The sequence below is a fragment of the Aquabacterium sp. genome (assembly GCF_030652515.1).
Classification (GTDB): Bacteria; Pseudomonadota; Gammaproteobacteria; order Burkholderiales; family Burkholderiaceae_C; genus Aquabacterium.
In genome coordinates this window covers 51,803-66,807 of sequence record NZ_JAUSAR010000100.1, presented here as the reverse complement: position 1 = coordinate 66,807, position 15,005 = coordinate 51,803, and the positions used below count along the sequence as shown (strand labels likewise).

The following is a 15,005-nucleotide window of genomic DNA, read 5'->3' as shown; positions in this document are numbered from 1 at the left end:
GCACACTGCAAGCTCCACCGAGCACATCCCGCACCATGGACTTCACAGCCCTGCCCCTCTTCCCCCTGCACACCGTCCTCTTCCCCGGTGGCCTGCTCCCCTTGCAGATCTTCGAGGTCCGCTACCTCGACCTCATGAAGCGTTGCGAGCAAAGCGGTGAGCCCTTCGGCGTGGTCTGCCTGCAAAGCGGCCACGAAGTGCGGCGTGCCCCGCGCCCCGGCGAGGGCAGCAGCGCCGAGACCCTGGCCCACGTCGGCACCCTGGCCACGCTGGAGCGCATCGAGCATCCCCAGCCCGGCCTGATGCTGGTACAAGCTCGCGGCACCCAGCGCTTCACGCTCGACAGCGTGCGGGTCTTGCCCCACGGCCTGTGGACAGGTGTCATCCAGCTGCTGCCCGATGACGCCCCTGCGACGGTGCCCGCTGAACTGGCCTCGCTCAGCCAGCGCCTGCAAGACGCGCTCACCGCCATGGCCAACCAGGAAGGCGCCCCACCCCTGCCCGCCCCGCCCGGCGACCCACTCTGGCAAGACGCCGGCTGGCTGTCCAACCGCTGGGCAGAATGCCTGCCTTTGCCCGCCGGTGAACGCCAACGCCTGATGAGCCTGGACAACCCCTTGTGGCGCCTGGAGTTGATCGCCGAGTGGCTGGACCGCCTGGAGCGCCTGAGCCAGAATCCGGGCCCTTGATAGGGGCCCGTTGCCGCCGATGCCTGACTAGGGCTGCACCGCCTTGGCAATCGTGAGCGAAGCCTCGGGCGACCAGCCGCCGCCCAGCGCACGCGCCAGGTTCACCGCCGCCAGCAAACGCTGGGTGCGGATCTGCGCGGCCGCGCGATCAGCGCTCAGGCTGCTGCGCTGCGCATCGGTCACGTCCAGGTAGTTGGAGACGCCGCGCTCATAGCGGGCGCGCGCCACCTCGTAAGCCCGGCCTGCAGCCTGCTGGGCCTGGGCCTGGGCATCGGCCTGCAACTGGCGCTGCTGCAGGTCAGACAAGGCATCTTCCACCTCGCGCAAGGCGGTCAACAACTTGCCCCGGTGCGTGGCCATGGCCTGCGCATAGCGCGCTTGCGATGCGGCCAGGTTGGCCTGGTTGTGGCCGCCATCCAAGATGGGCAATGACAGCGCCAGCGGGCCGACGTTGAACTGTTGCGAGCCGCTGTTGGTCAACTCGCGCAGCTTCTCGGACGCGAAACCATAGTTGCCCGTCAAGCTCACCGAGGGATAGAAGGCGCTTTCGGCCACGCCCACCTGGGCATTGAGCGAGCGCAGCCCGGCCACGCTGGACGACAGGTCGGGCCGCTGCGCCAACAAGCTGGCGGGCAGGCCCACGGGAATCGTGGGGGGCACGGGCAAAGCGGTCTTGGCCGCGCTGCCCAGGCTGGCGATCAGGGGCTCGCTGGGCGAGGCGCCCACCAGCACGGCCAGACCATGCTCCAACGTCTGGCGCTGGCGGCGCGCTTCGTGCAAATCAGCTTCGGCGTTGGCCCTCTCAATGCGCGCGCGTGACAAGTCCAGCTCGTTCGACAGGCCGGTGTCAAAGCGGGCACTCACCAGTTGTTCGGTCTCGCGCCGGGTGTCCAGCGCGCTGTCCAGAATCGCGATCTCGGCATCCAGGCCACGCAACTGGAAGTAGCCCACGGCCACCTGGTGGGTCAGCATCAGCAGCACACCATCGCGGTCGTAACGGGCGGCCAGGGCCTGGGCATCGGCCGACTCGACAGCGCGGCGCACGCGGCCCCACAGGTCCAGCTCGTAAGACAGTGAAGCGCCCAGGGTGAAGTTGCTGCCCTCCACCGTGCGGCGGCCCAGCATGATGGCCTGCGAGGTGTTCTCGGACGAATGCGAGTAGCCGGCCCCCGTGCTGACGCCCAGCTTCACGCCGTCATCGGATTTCGCCACGCCCAGCAGGGCCTGGGCTTCCAGCATGCGTTGGCCTGCGGCCTGCACATTGGGGCTGTCGCGCAAGGCACGTCGCTCCAGCGCATCCAATGTGGCATCGCCGAACAGGGTCCAGCTGTCGAGCGGCATGGTCGCGCTGTCGGGGGCCTTGCCGTCCACATGGCGGTAGCTGGGCACGGACTCGAACTTGGGCGCGGCAAAGTTGGGGCCGACCGTGGTGCAGGCACTCAGCAAGGCCACGGCCAACAAGGTGGTGGCCGCGATCGCGCCACGTCTCAGGGGCTTGATCAACATCATGTGTTCTCCAGCATCTCTCATCGTCATCACCTCAATGGGCACCGGCGCCGCCGCTTGATGGCGACTTCACCTTGTCGGCGAACCACAGCACGGCGATGCAGGCGAACAGCACGCCCGCCATCATCAAGAAGCCATCGTTGTAGGCCATCACATAACTCTCTCGGCGCACGATGCGGTCGATCACCGCGATGGCCTGGTCGGCGGCGCGCGCAGGGTCGATGCCGCTGGCGATGAAGCCCTGCGTCAACTGGTCCAGGCGCGATCGCGTGGCATCGGACATCAGCGACACCGATTCGCCCAACACCGCCGAGTGGAAGTGCTGGCGGTTGGTCAGCATGGTGGCCAGCATGGCAATGCCGATGGAGCCGCCCAGGTTGCGCGTCATGTTGAACAGGCTGGAGGCCGAGGGCATGTCCTTGGGCGAGATGCCCGACATCGCGAAGTTCGACAGCGTCAGCATGATGAAAGGCTGGCCCAACGCACGCACCACCTGCGAGGCCAGCAACTGGTCGTAGCCCACCGAGGCGTCCATGAAGCCGTTCATCAGGCACGAGGTGCCGAACAGGCTCAGGCCGATGGTGCACATCACCCGGTTGTCCACGCGTGAAGACATGATGGCGGCCACGGGCATGATGAACAGCTGCGGCAAGCCCGCCCACATGATCACTTCGCCGATCTGCATGGGCGTGTAGCCCGCGATCTGGCCCAGGTACAAGGGCAGCAAGAACGACGAGCCGTACAAGGCCATGCCCGTGACCGCGGCCAGCAAGGCCGACACGAAGAAGTTGCGGCGCAGGTACAGGCGCAGGTTCACAAAGGGCTCGTCGCGCAGCAGGCTGGTGGCCACCCAGCCCACCAAGCCCACGGCCGCCAGGGTGGCGAAGATGCGGATGAAGTCCGAATCGAACCAATCCTTGGAGTTGCCCTCTTCCAGAAAGATGGTCAGGCTGCCCAGGCCCACGGCCATGAAGGCGATGCCCACCCAGTCTGCCGTGGCCAACAGCGACCAGTTGCGGCCTTCCTTGTCCAGGCCCCACAAGATGCCGAAGATCAACAAAATGCCGGGCACCCAGTTGATGTAGAAGATCGAGGGCCAGCCGTACAGCTCGGACAAGTAGCCACCCAGCGTGGGGCCCAGGGTGGGCGCGAGCGTGGCGGTCAGGCCGAACATGGCCATGCCCACGGCCCGCTTCGATGGCGGCAGCTTGGTCATCACCAGGGTCAGGGCCATGGGGATCAAGGCGCCACCGGTGAAGCCCTGCATCATGCGGAACACGATCATGCTGGGCAGGTTCCAGGCTGCGCCGCACAGGGTCGAGCAGATCAGGAACAAGGCCGTGGTGCCGACCATGTAGGTGCGCAAACCCAGCACACGCGCCATCAGCCCGGTCAGGGGGATGACGACGATCTCGGCGCACAGGTAGGCGGTCGAGATCCACGAGCCTTCCTCCTGCGTGGCCGACAGCGAGCCGAGGATGTCCTTCAGCGAGGAGTTGGTGATCTGGATGTCCAGCACCGCCATGAAGGCGCCCAACAGGCCCGCCGCCACGGCGAACCAGGTGCGCAGGTCAACGCGCTCGCCAGGCGCGGCCATCGCGGGCACGAAGGGGGCAGGAGGTGAGGCGGCGCTCGACATGGTGCGCCGCTCAGCGTTGTTCTTGAGCCGACTGGCGCAGGTCCACTTCGGCCATGGCCGACATGCCCGGCGCCAGGCGGCCAGCCAGGCGCTGCAGATCCGCAGCGGCGAAGGTCAGCTTGACGGGCACGCGCTGCACGATCTTGGTGAAGTTGCCCGTGGCGTTGTCGGCGGGCAGCAAGGCGAACTGGTTGCCCGAGGCGGGCGAGAAGCTGTCGAGCCTGGCCTTCAAATGTTCGCCCGGCAAGGCATCGATCACCACGTCCACGTCCTGGCCGGTCTTGAGGCCCGCCAGTTGGGTTTCCTTGAAATTGGCGGTGACCCAGACCTTGTCTTCCACGATGGCGGCCAGTTGCTGGCCCGGCTGCACGCGCGCGCCGACCTCAACATTGCGTTTGCCCAGGCGGCCGCTGACCGGCGCCACGATTCGGTTGTAGCTCACTTGCAGCTGGGCGTCCTTGGCCTGTGCCTGCAGCACCTTGATCTGCGCCTTGAGCACCTCGCGCGCTGCCTGGGCCGCGCCCACCTGCGCCTGCGCGGCCAAGGCCGCGTCTTTGCGGGCGGCCACGTCGGCCAGCGCGCCGGTGCGGGCCGCGTTGGCGGCGTCCAGCTCGGACTTGGCCACGGCCTTCATCTGCGTGTTGTAGAGCTGGCCATAGCGCTCGGCATCCTGTTGGGCGCGCAGCGATTGGGCTTGCGCTTGCGCCACCTGGGCCTGCGCGGCACTGGCCGACGCACGCGCCTGCGCGGTCTGTGCATCGGCCTGCAGCACCTGCTGCTCCACCGAGGCGATTTGCGCGCGGATCTGCTCGAGCTTCACGCCCTGGTCGGCCGGGTCGAGCTCGGCGATCACCTGGCCTTCTTTCACGAACTGGTTGTCATCGACCAGCACCTTGGTGACCACGCCAGCGATGCGGGCCGAGATGGGGTGCACATGGCCCGCCACGTAAGCATTCTCGGTCTCGACGAAATTCTGGCTGCGCCAGTACATGCGGCCGCCAAAGCCCAGGCCCGCCAGGATCAGCACGCCCAGCACGCCGAAAACGCGCACCTTGGAAGGCGGCTTGTCCGCTGGCTGTGCTGCAGCCGGGGGCGCGACAACGAGGGTGACGGGTTCGGTCTTGGCCTGAGTTTGCATGGCTCGAACTCTTTAGGAAATGAAATGGAGTCAGCGCATTATTTGCCTCCGGTCTGCCAGTGTCAAGAAATGAAACGCTTTCATTTCATTAAATAATTGGGTAAAGTCCGATTCCATGAGCAGAACGATCGTTGCCGCCAAGAAAACGCCCGCCAAGGGCGCGGGCCGCCCGCGAGCCGCCGAGGTCGAAACGCGGCTGGAAGACCTCAAGCGCACCGCAGGCCGCCTGTTCCTGGAAAAGGGCTACGGCAATGTGAGCCTGGAGATGATTGCCCGCGAAGCCCGCGTGGCCGTGCGCACCATCTACATCAAGTTCGGCGGCAAACAGGGCCTGCTGAGCGCCCTGCTCCAGGACAAGCGCGCCCAGTTCTTCTCCGACATGGACCTGGACAAAGACCAGCGCCCCATCCGCGAGGTGCTCGACGATTTCGCGACCCGGCTCTACAGCCTGTTGACCTCACCCGAAGCGGTGGCGCTGCAGCGCATGCTGGCGGCCGAAGCACGCGGCAATCCGCAAATGGTCGAGACCTTCTTCGCCTTGGGGCCGAACGTCACGCGCGAAGCCATCGCGCGCTTCCTGCAACGCCCTGATGTGCGCGCTCAGTTGCTGGACGACCTGCCCGAAGACCAGTTGCCCGTGCACCTGATCAACTGCGTGCTGGGCGACCAGCTCTCACGCGTGCTGCGAGGTCAGCAAGAAGGCACGCCCGAGCAATGCGCCGAGGCCCGGCGCCAGCGCATGGCGCTGTTCTACCGCAGCGTGCTGCGCTGACCCGTCAAGCCCCATGTTCATCATGGGCTTGCCACCATGGGCTGACATGCGCAGTAGCATCCCGCCAGCACCGGCTTTTCAACAAAGCATGGAGAACAAAAGCATGGGATCTCACTTTTCAAGCCATCTGCGGAGCAGAGCGGCCCTGCTCACCCTCAGCCTGGGCACCCTTCTGCCCCAGGCAGTCTTCAGCGAACCCGCCAGCAAGGCCTCCAGTTACGCGCCCGTGGTGATCACGGAAGATTTCAATACCACGGTCTCGCGCATGAGCGCCGCCAAGCCGGGCATCATGAAACGCCAGGCCGATCTGCTGGCCGAGCGTTATGACCTGGCCAACCGTCCTGCACCGGGCATCACCATGACCAAGGGCAAGCCGGTCCAGGACGGGGTTCGCGTCAAGCTGCCCGCCGGCACGACCTGGGAACAACTGGCCGGGATGAGCAGCGACGAGATCAAGGCGCGCAACCTCTTCCCCAAGGGCTTTCTGCCGCTGCCTCACCCCAACCACCCGGAAGGCGGCATGCTCTTCCCTCGGTTCCACATTGATGAGATCAAACGCCAGGAAGGTGACCGCGACCTGACCCGTTTCGACCTTGACTTCGACCTGGCCGACCACTTCCTGCCCGAGTTCCCCGCCCCGATCTTCCTCACGACCCGGCCTGACCTCGGTGACGTGTCCAAGGGCGAGTTGGTGACCTTGAACAACTTCTTCAAGCTCTTCAACGGCGTGCTCAATCCCAAACAGCTTGAAGGCATGCGGCTGCTGCTCACGCCTTTCCCTCAGCAGCAATTCAACGTCACTGACGATCGCCGTTCCGTCAAGCCCAGCCGCGGCGTGGCCTGCCTGGATTGCCATGCCAATGGCCACACCAATGCCTCGACCCACCTGGCGGGCGACGTGCGGCCGCAGGAGTTCCGGCACCGCATCGACACCCCGTCGCTGCGCGGGGTCAACATCCAGCGCCTGTTCGGCTCGCAGCGTGCGCTCAAGTCGGTCGAGGATTTCACTGAGTTCGAGCAGCGCGCGGCCTACTTTGACGGCGATCCCATCATCGCCACCAAGAAAGGCGTGAACGTGCTGGAGCGGGGCAGCCAGGTTCACTTCATGGGCGAGCTTCAGGCCCTGCTGGATTTCCCGCCCGCCCCCAAGCTGGGCATCGACGGCAAGCTGGACCCGGCCAAGGCCACCCCGGCCGAACTGCGGGGCCAGGCCTTGTTTTTTGGCAAGGCCAACTGTGCGAGCTGCCATGCGCCGCCCTACTACACGGACAACTCGATGCACAACCTCAAGACCGAGCGCTTCTTCGCACCGCGCCTGGTCAACGGGCGCCTGGCCAACATGGACGGCCCCATCAAGACTTTCCCATTGCGGGGCATCAAGGATTCACCACCCTATCTGCACGATGGCCGCCTGCTGACGCTGGACGACACGGTGGAGTTCTTCAACCTGGTGCTGGGAACCAAGTTGACGCCACTGGAGAAAAGGGACCTGGTGTCCTTTCTCCGCCAACTTTGAGCGACCAGCGCTGGCTGGTGCGTCACGCGGTCTGACCGCAATCGTTGCAGCCCGCACCATGAGCATGGCTTGAAAGGGCCGGCTTGGTGGTGCCCCCTGTGCGCGGCGCCACGCGCAACCAGGCCTCATCGCCTGGCTCACCCAGCTTCAGGCGCAAGGCCTTGGCCGCCTTCACCATGTTGGACAAGGCCGCCTCGGTCTCGATCCAGCCACGCGTCTTCAAACCACAGTCAGGGTTGACCCACAGGCGTTGCGGCGGAATCACCTCACAAGCGCGCTCCAGCAGCTTGAGCATGGCGTCCACACCCGGCACGCGCGGCGAGTGGATGTCGTACACGCCGGGCCCGATCTCATTGGGGTAGTCAAAAGCCCCAAAGCCGTCCAGCAGCTCCATGGCCGAGCGCGAGGTCTCGATGGTGATCACATCGGCGTCCATGGCCGCGATGGACGGCAGGATGTCGTTGAACTCGGCGTAACACATGTGGGTGTGGATCTGGGTTTCATCCTTCACGCTGGCGGCCGAGATCTTGAAGGCGCGCACGGCCCACTCCAGGTAAGCCGCCCAATCACGCTGCCGCAAAGGCAGGCCTTCGCGAATGGCGGGCTCGTCGATCTGGATCACCTTGATGCCGGCCTTCTCCAGGTCGGACACTTCTTCGCGGATGGCCAGGGCCAGTTGCAAAGCGGTGGTCTCGCGGGGCTGGTCGTCGCGCACGAACGACCATTGCAGCATCGTCACCGGGCCGGTGAGCATGCCCTTCATCAGGCGGTCGGTCAGCGACTGGGCATAGCGGGTGGTTTCCACCGTCATCGGCTCGGGGCGGAACACGTCGCCGTAGATGATGGGCGGCTTGACGCAGCGTGAGCCATAGCTTTGCACCCAGCCGTTCTCGGTGAAGGCGTAGCCCCACAGTTGCTCGCCGAAGTACTCGACCATGTCGTTGCGTTCGGCCTCGCCGTGCACCAGCACGTCCAGACCCAGCTCTTCCTGCTTGCGCACGGCCAGCTCGATCTCGCTGCGGATGCGTTGCAGATAGTCCAGCGCGTTCAGCTCACCGCGCTTGTGGGCGGCACGGGTCTGGCGAATGGCGGCTGTCTGCGGGAAGGAACCGATGGTGGTGGTGGGCAGCGGCGGCAGTTGCAAGGCTTGGCGCTGCTTGTCAATGCGTTGGGCAAAGGGGCTGGCGCGGTGGGCCATGCTGGTGGTCACGGCTGCCAGGCGCTTTTGCACCACCTCGTTGACCACGCGCCTGGATTGGCGACGTGAAACCTGCGCGGCATCGGAGGCGGCCAGCTCGGTGGCCACGGCGGCTTCACCCTGGTTCAGGGCTTGCCCCAGTACCTGCAACTCGCCCAGTTTCTCGGTGGCAAAGGCCAGCCAGGATTTGATCTCGACATCCAGCTTGGGCTCACTGGCCAATGACACCGGCGTGTGCAACAGGGAGCACGATGGTGCCACCCAGAGGCGATCGCCCAGCTCGGCTTGCAGCGGCTGCAACAGGGTGAGCACGCGGCGCAAGTCGGTGCGCCAGATGTTGCGGCCATCGACCACGCCCACCGACAGCACCGCCTCCTTGGGCAGCACCTGGCGCCAGGCATCAAGCTGCTGCGGCGCCCGCACCAGGTCGATGTGAAAGCCTTGCACCGGCAACTGCGCGGCCAGCACGGCGTGGTCTGCGGCCGTGTCGAAGTAAGTGGCCAGCAGCAGCTTGACGCCCGTCCCGGCCAGGTCGGCATACGCCGGGGCAAAGGCCGCGCGCCAGTTGGCGTCCAGGTCCAGGCACAAGGCGGGCTCGTCGATCTGCACCCAGCCAATGCCCAAGTCGGCCAGGCGGGTGAGGATGCGCTGGTAGGCCGCCACGATCTTGGGCAACAAGCTCAAGCGGTCAAAGCCCGCCACGTGCGACTTCGACAAGCACAGGTAGGTGATCGGGCCGATCAGCACGGGCTTGATGGCCAGGCCTTGCGCCAGGGCTTCGCCGATCTCGTCGAACAACCAGTCCACGCCACCGTCAAAGGTGGTTTGCGCGTCCAGCTCGGGGACCAGGTAATGGTAGTTGGTGTCGAACCATTTGGTCATCTCCATGGCAGGCTGGGCCTGGTTGCCGCGCGCCAGCTCGAAGTACTGGCCCAGGCTCAGTTGCCGGGCGTCGAAGCCAAAGCGCCTGGGCAATGCTCCCAACAAGGCGGAGGTCGACAGCATCTGGTCGTACCAGGCGAAATCACCCACGGCCACGGTGCTCAGGCCCGCGTCTTTCTGTGCCTGCCAATGGCGCTGGCGCAGTTGCGCTCCCACCTGGCGCAAGGCGGACTCGTCAGATTCGCCGCGCCAGAAAGACTCTTGCGCGAACTTGAGTTCGCGGTGGGCGCCAACGCGCGGAAAACCAAGGATGTGGGTGCGGGCCATGGAAGCTCTCTGAGGAATGAGTTGGGATGCTTCGCAGTCTGCGCAAACGGTCAATTTGAATCAAGCGACATATTTTCACGATGAGTTGAATTTCATTCATACCAAAAATGCTGATCTGCGATGAGGAAAATTCATGGCGTGAAGGCGTGGTGGGTACGCGCATTGCCACTGCAGAAGGGTCCATCAACTATCTGAGGAAACACCATGAGCAAACTGAACAAAGGCTTGACCATCACCGCCGTGACCGCCGCTTTGGCTGGCAGCATTGGCTTCGCTTACGCGCAATCGTCGACCACGGGCCAAGGTTCTGCGACCAACCCCAGCAGCACCACCAATGGCACGATCAACACGCCAACGAACTCGGGCATGAGCCCCACCATGGACAACCGTGCGAACTCGGTGAACAACCAGAACAACAGCAGCACCAACCTTGAGCAAAACACCGGGGCCACCGCCAATGACGGCCTGAACAACATGCCAGCCACCGCCGCCGGCACCAATGAAACCGCTGCACCTGCCACGGTGATCAGCCCTGATCGCCCACCGCGCGCTGACCGCAACTGAGTGAACTGACACTCGGCATCAGCTGAAGCAACAAGCCGGGTCACGAGCCCGGCTTGTTCGCTTTCAGGGCAGAAAATACCGTCTGCGCTGGGCGGGTTTCAGGCAGCACGTACATCACGCCCTGTCGCCCTTGGAACACCGGCTTCACCACCGTGTTGAAGAAAGCCACCGGCACGTTGATGCAGCCATAGGAGATGCGGTTGTCGGCTGGCGTGGCCGTGGCCAGGCGCGCGAGCCGACGCTCTTTGGGATTGGTGGCCCGCACCCGGTGCATGGAGACCGCCGCGTCGTAGTCAATCCAGAAGATGTCTTCCCCCTGGGCATTACGGCCTGGCTCGATCAAGAAACGACCGGCGGGCGTGGTGCGTTCGGCAGGGCGGATGTCTTCCATCTTGCGCAGGCCGATGCCCGGCACCGAATCATCCCCCCGCGCGCTGCCCAGCAAGATGGGCGAAGAGCCGTGGATTCGCCCATCAGGCTGGAACACGAACAACCTGGCTTGAACCTTGTCAATGACGGCAAAAGGTTGCCCATGGCTGTCATGCGTTTTCACCACCGAATCGGCCAGGTCTTGAACAGACACCGTCGGCTTACCAACCGCCCAGGCGGCCGGGGTCATCAACGCTGCACAGGCCAGGCCAAACGCCACGGCATTGGTTTTGATGTTCATTCCCCGTCATAGCAACTGGCGTTCCCAAGTGATGTTGGTGCGTCGGCACATTGTTCGGAAAAAAATCCCGATCCGAGGGGAGCGCATTGCCTCAGCACCGGGAACGCCAATTGCTCAGACTCAGCAAGTCATCAGAGCAAGAGAACCATGGAGCACACCACAACGTGTTGACCGACCAAGACCTGTACCTGTTTGGCGAAGGCACTCATGCCAGGCTGCATGACAAGATGGGTTGCCACTTGCGGCATGAGCAGGAAGGCGCGAAGTTTCGCGTCTGGGCACCCAATGCCGCCCGTGTTTCGGTCATCGGTGACTGGAACCACTGGGACGAGCAGGCCGACCCCTTGACGGCGCGCCCCGACCGCAGTGGGGTGTGGGAGGGTGCGGCCGCAAACGCTCGCCATGGTCAGGCTTACAAGTACCGAGTCCATGGCCTGGGTGGACGCCATGTCGCGGACAAGGCCGACCCATTCGCGGTGTATGCAGAAGTCTCGCCCGCCCAGGGATCGCGTGTCTGGTCTCTGCAATACGCCTGGGGCGACGAGGCCTGGATGAGCGAGCGGCAGCAGCGCAACAGCCTGGACGCGCCCATGTCGATTTACGAGTTCCACGCGGGCTCGTGGCGGCGCAGCCAAGACCCCGTGAACTACCGCGACCTGGCCCACTCGCTGGCCGAGTACGTGGTGCAGATGGGCTTCACGCACGTGGAGTTGATGCCCATCACCGAACACCCCTTCTACGGATCGTGGGGTTACCAGACCACAGGCTACTTCGCCCCCACCTCGCGCTACGGCACCCCGCAGGACTTCATGTACTTCGTGGACCACCTGCACCAGCGCGGCATTGGTGTGATCCTGGACTGGGTGCCCTCGCACTTCCCCACCGACGAGCACGGTCTGCAGTACTTCGATGGCACCCACCTGTTCGAACATGCCGACCCCCGCCAGGGCTTTCACCCCGAGTGGAGTTCCAGCATCTTCAACTACGGGCGCGGCGAGGTGCGCAGCTTCTTGATCTCATCGGCCCTGTTCTGGCTGGAGAAGTACCACATCGATGGCCTGCGCGTGGACGCGGTCGCCTCCATGCTCTACCTGGACTACGCCCGCAAGGAGGGAGAATGGATCCCCAATCAGCACGGTGGCAAGGAGAACCTCGAGGCTGTCGATTTCTTGCGCAAGCTGAATGAAGCCGTGTACCGCGAGCACCCCGATGTGGTCACCATCGCAGAAGAGTCGACCGCCTGGCCCCAGGTCTCGCGGCCCACTTCGATGGGCGGCCTGGGCTTCGGCATGAAGTGGAACATGGGCTGGATGCACGACACCCTGGCCTTCATGCACGAAGACCCCATTCACCGCAAATACCACCTGGGCAAACTGACCTTCTCGCTGGTCTACGCCTTCAACGAGAACTTCGTGCTGCCCTTGTCGCACGACGAGGTGGTCTATGGCAAAGGCTCGCTGTTGGGCAAGATGCCCGGCGACCCGTGGCAACGCTTTGCCAACCTGCGCGCCATGTACGGCCTGATGTGGACGCACCCGGGCAAGAAGCTGATGTTCATGGGCGGTGAGTTCGCGCAAGAGCGCGAGTGGACGCACGAAGGCCAATTGGACTGGGGCTTGACACAAGACCCGGCGCACCAGGGCATTCAACGCATGGTCAGCGAGCTCAACCGCGTTTACCGCAGCGAACCGGCCCTGCACCAGATCGACTTCTCCGACACCGGGTTTGAGTGGATCGAAGGCAATGACGTGAGCGCCACCGTGGTGGTGTTTCTGCGCAAGGGCCAAGCAGGCACCGCGCCCTTGCTGGTGGCGGTGAACCTGACCCCCTTGCCCCGCGAGCACTACCAGGTGGGGGTGCCCAGCGCAGGCCACTGGCGCGAGATCTTCAACAGCGATGCCAAGGAATTTGGCGGCTCGGGTTGGGGCAACCTGGGCGGGGCCGACACCAGGCCCGAGGAATCGCACGGCAGGCCGCATTCCTTGCAATTGGTCCTGCCCCCCCTGTCCACCATCATCCTCAAACTGGAAGCGCATGGCCACACGGACACCCTCTAGCCAGCGCACCGGCACCAGGGGCCTGATCCCTGAAGAGGCCGGCCGGCAACGCGCCGTGATCGACGCGGTGCTGCCGGTGGTGGACGCAGGCCGCTTTGCCGTCAAGGCCATCGCGGGTGAGCCCGTTCACGTCCAGGCCAACTGTTTCACGGATGGGCACGATGTGTTGCGCGTGATGCTGTGCTGGCGGGCTGAAGCAGACGCTACTTCGCAAGAAGTGGAGATGAAGCTGGACAGCAATGACGAGTGGCTTGCCAGTTTCACGCCCGAGGCACCCGGCCGCTATTTCTACAGCGCGGTCGCCTGGGTCGATCACTTTGAATCCTGGCGCCACGAGTTGACACGACGGGTCGATGAAGAAGACATCCGCATCGCCGCGCTAGTGGGGGCCGAGTTGATCGAAGACGCCGCCAAGCGCGCCAAGTCCACGGACAAGGCCGAGCTCAAGTCCTGGGCCAAACAGCTGCGCAAACCCCACAGTGACACCCAGACCCTCAAGGCGCTGGCATTGGACGAAAACCAGGCCGCCGTGGCACGGCGCCATCCCGACCGCCAACAGGCCGTTCACTTCCCCATTGAACTGCCGCTGGTCGCGGACCGTGAACGCGCCCGCTACAGCAGTTGGTACGAACTCTTCCCCCGCTCGGCCTCATCACAGCCTGGCCAGCATGGCACCTTCAAGGACGTCGAAGCCCGCCTGCCCTACGTGGCCGAGATGGGCTTCGATGTGCTGTACTTCCCGCCCATCCACCCCATTGGCCGCGAGAAGCGCAAAGGCCGCAACAATGCCTTGAGCACCGAGCCTGGTGATGTTGGCAGCCCCTGGGCCATTGGCTCACTGGAAGGCGGCCACAAAGACCTGCTGCCCGAGCTGGGCACTTGGGAAGACTTCCGATCCCTGGTCAGCAAAGCGCACGAACTGGGCCAGGAGATCGCCATGGACATCGCGTTCCAGTGCGCGCCAGACCACCCTTATGTCAAGACCCACCCCGAGTGGTTCCGCTGGCGGCCCGATGGCACCGTGCAATACGCCGAAAACCCGCCCAAGAAGTACCAGGACATCTACCCCTTCAACTTCGAGACCGAGGACTGGCGCGCCCTGTGGCTTGAACTGAAAAGCGTGTTCGATCATTGGATCAGCGAAGGCGTGACCATTTTCCGTGTGGACAACCCCCACACCAAGGCCTTCCCCTTCTGGGAATGGGCCATTACCACCATCAAACGCGACCATCCCGAGGTGCTGTTCCTGGCCGAGGCCTTCACGCGGCCCAAGGTCATGCACCGCCTGGCCAAGCTGGGCTATTCGCAGTCTTACACTTACTTCACCTGGCGCAACACCAAGCAAGAGTTGACCGAGTACTTCACCGAGCTGTCGCAAGGCCCAGGCAAGGATTACTTCCGCCCCAATGTCTGGCCCAACACGCCCGATATCCTGAGCGAGCACCTGCACGCTGGCGGCCGAGCAGTCTTCGCGCTGCGCCTGGTGCTGGCCGCCACCTTGTCAGCCAGCTATGGCATCTATGGCCCCGCCTACGAACTGCTGGACAGCGCTCCTCGCGGCCCCGGCAGCGAGGAGTACCTCAACTCCGAGAAGTACCAGCTGCGCCATTGGGGCGACTGGGACGTGGCCCGGCCCGACAGCCTGGCCCCGCTCATCGCCAAGGTCAACGGCATCCGCCGCGACAACCCAGCGCTGCAGTCCAACCACAGCCTCCGCTTCTTTCACACCGACAACGACCAGCTCATCGCTTATTCGAAGCAGACGGCCCAGCAAACGGCGGATGGCCAGAACACCATCCTGGTCATCGTCAACCTGGATCCACACAACCCCCAATCTGGCTGGGTCACCCTGGACGCTGACACCTTGAAGCTCGAACCGACCTCCCAGTACGAGGTGCACGACCTGCTGAGCGACCAACGCTTCACCTGGCAAGGTTGGCGCAACTTCGTCATACTGGACCCGAAGCAAACGCCCGCCCATGTCTTCCGTTTGCGAAAGCGGGTCCAAGATGAACGCCACTTCGACAACTTCGCCTGAGAGCGCTTA

11 protein-coding genes are annotated in these 15,005 nt (G+C 64.3%); 6 read left to right on the top strand and 5 right to left on the bottom strand.

Annotated features, from left to right (window positions below; translation table 11 throughout):
* Window positions 1–35: 35 nt before the first annotated feature.
* Complete coding sequence (locus tag Q7V20_RS12000) at window positions 36–689, top strand: LON peptidase substrate-binding domain-containing protein (protein ID WP_304791096.1); 654 nt, start codon at window positions 36–38, stop codon at window positions 687–689.
* 27 nt (window positions 690–716) lie between these two features.
* Here the strand turns inward: Q7V20_RS12000 and Q7V20_RS11995 are convergent, their stop codons facing one another.
* Genes Q7V20_RS11995 through Q7V20_RS11985 form a run of 3 tightly spaced genes read right to left on the bottom strand, consistent with a single transcriptional unit; the run spans window position 717 to window position 4,972 of the window.
* Entirely contained in the window at window positions 717–2,198 is a 1,482-nt protein-coding gene (locus Q7V20_RS11995) for an efflux transporter outer membrane subunit (protein WP_370652456.1), read from the bottom strand.
* A 31-nt stretch (window positions 2,199–2,229) separates the two neighbouring features.
* Complete coding sequence (locus tag Q7V20_RS11990; RefSeq protein ID WP_304791093.1) at window positions 2,230–3,834, bottom strand: DHA2 family efflux MFS transporter permease subunit; 1,605 nt, start codon at window positions 3,832–3,834, stop codon at window positions 2,230–2,232.
* 10 nt (window positions 3,835–3,844) lie between these two features.
* The gene (locus Q7V20_RS11985) at window positions 3,845–4,972 is read right to left on the bottom strand and encodes an HlyD family secretion protein (protein WP_304791090.1); all 1,128 of its coding nucleotides are present in this window, start codon (window positions 4,970–4,972) and stop codon (window positions 3,845–3,847) included.
* A 115-nt stretch (window positions 4,973–5,087) separates the two neighbouring features.
* Here Q7V20_RS11985 and Q7V20_RS11980 point away from each other — a divergent pair, with 115 nt between their 5' ends.
* On the top strand, window positions 5,088–5,744 hold the full coding sequence (locus tag Q7V20_RS11980; RefSeq protein WP_304791087.1) for a TetR/AcrR family transcriptional regulator: 657 nt from the start codon (window positions 5,088–5,090) through the stop codon (window positions 5,742–5,744).
* 103 nt (window positions 5,745–5,847) lie between these two features.
* Window positions 5,848–7,260: a hypothetical protein gene (locus Q7V20_RS11975; RefSeq protein WP_304791084.1), complete on the top strand. Its 1,413-nt coding sequence runs from the start codon at window positions 5,848–5,850 to the stop codon at window positions 7,258–7,260.
* A gap of 22 nt (window positions 7,261–7,282) precedes the next feature.
* On the opposite strand, the gene metE is transcribed toward Q7V20_RS11975, so the two are convergent.
* A complete protein-coding gene (gene metE / locus Q7V20_RS11970; RefSeq protein WP_304791081.1) occupies window positions 7,283–9,667 on the bottom strand; it encodes a 5-methyltetrahydropteroyltriglutamate--homocysteine S-methyltransferase in 2,385 nt (794 codons plus the stop codon).
* Window positions 9,668–9,871: 204 nt separating this feature from the next.
* Between metE and Q7V20_RS11965 the strand changes: the two genes are divergently transcribed.
* Window positions 9,872–10,231, top strand: a complete 360-nt coding sequence (locus tag Q7V20_RS11965; protein WP_304791079.1) for a hypothetical protein — start codon at window positions 9,872–9,874, stop codon at window positions 10,229–10,231.
* 40 nt (window positions 10,232–10,271) lie between these two features.
* Here the strand turns inward: Q7V20_RS11965 and Q7V20_RS11960 are convergent, their stop codons facing one another.
* Window positions 10,272–10,901 carry a L,D-transpeptidase gene (locus Q7V20_RS11960; protein WP_304791076.1) on the bottom strand — a complete coding sequence of 210 codons (630 nt, stop codon included), beginning with the start codon at window positions 10,899–10,901 and terminating at the stop codon, window positions 10,272–10,274.
* Window positions 10,902–11,065: 164 nt separating this feature from the next.
* Between Q7V20_RS11960 and glgB the strand changes: the two genes are divergently transcribed.
* Together glgB and Q7V20_RS11950 are read left to right on the top strand one after the other, a co-directional pair.
* Window positions 11,066–12,958 (top strand): 1,4-alpha-glucan branching protein GlgB, encoded by a 1,893-nt coding sequence (gene glgB / locus Q7V20_RS11955; protein ID WP_304791073.1) that lies wholly within the window; start codon window positions 11,066–11,068, stop codon window positions 12,956–12,958.
* Window positions 12,936–14,996 carry an alpha-1,4-glucan--maltose-1-phosphate maltosyltransferase gene (locus Q7V20_RS11950; RefSeq protein WP_304791070.1) on the top strand — a complete coding sequence of 687 codons (2,061 nt, stop codon included), beginning with the start codon at window positions 12,936–12,938 and terminating at the stop codon, window positions 14,994–14,996. Before glgB ends, Q7V20_RS11950 begins: the two co-directional genes overlap by 23 nt.
* Window positions 14,997–15,005 lie beyond the last annotated feature (9 nt).

Excerpts from the sequence above, each read along its gene's own strand:
- Q7V20_RS11950 (WP_304791070.1), top strand. The coding sequence starts at position 12,936 with ATGGCCACACGGACACCCTCTAGCCAGCGCACCGGCACCAGGGGCCTG.
- Q7V20_RS11960 (WP_304791076.1), bottom strand. The coding sequence starts at position 10,901 with ATGAACATCAAAACCAATGCCGTGGCGTTTGGCCTGGCCTGTGCAGCG.
- Q7V20_RS11980 (WP_304791087.1), top strand. The coding sequence starts at position 5,088 with ATGAGCAGAACGATCGTTGCCGCCAAGAAAACGCCCGCCAAGGGCGCG.
- Q7V20_RS11975 (WP_304791084.1), top strand. The coding sequence starts at position 5,848 with ATGGGATCTCACTTTTCAAGCCATCTGCGGAGCAGAGCGGCCCTGCTC.
- Q7V20_RS11990 (WP_304791093.1), bottom strand. The coding sequence starts at position 3,834 with ATGTCGAGCGCCGCCTCACCTCCTGCCCCCTTCGTGCCCGCGATGGCC.
- metE (WP_304791081.1), bottom strand. The coding sequence starts at position 9,667 with ATGGCCCGCACCCACATCCTTGGTTTTCCGCGCGTTGGCGCCCACCGC.
- Q7V20_RS11985 (WP_304791090.1), bottom strand. The coding sequence starts at position 4,972 with ATGCAAACTCAGGCCAAGACCGAACCCGTCACCCTCGTTGTCGCGCCC.
- Q7V20_RS11965 (WP_304791079.1), top strand. The coding sequence starts at position 9,872 with ATGAGCAAACTGAACAAAGGCTTGACCATCACCGCCGTGACCGCCGCT.
- Q7V20_RS11995 (WP_370652456.1), bottom strand. The coding sequence starts at position 2,198 with ATGATGTTGATCAAGCCCCTGAGACGTGGCGCGATCGCGGCCACCACC.
- Q7V20_RS12000 (WP_304791096.1), top strand. The coding sequence starts at position 36 with ATGGACTTCACAGCCCTGCCCCTCTTCCCCCTGCACACCGTCCTCTTC.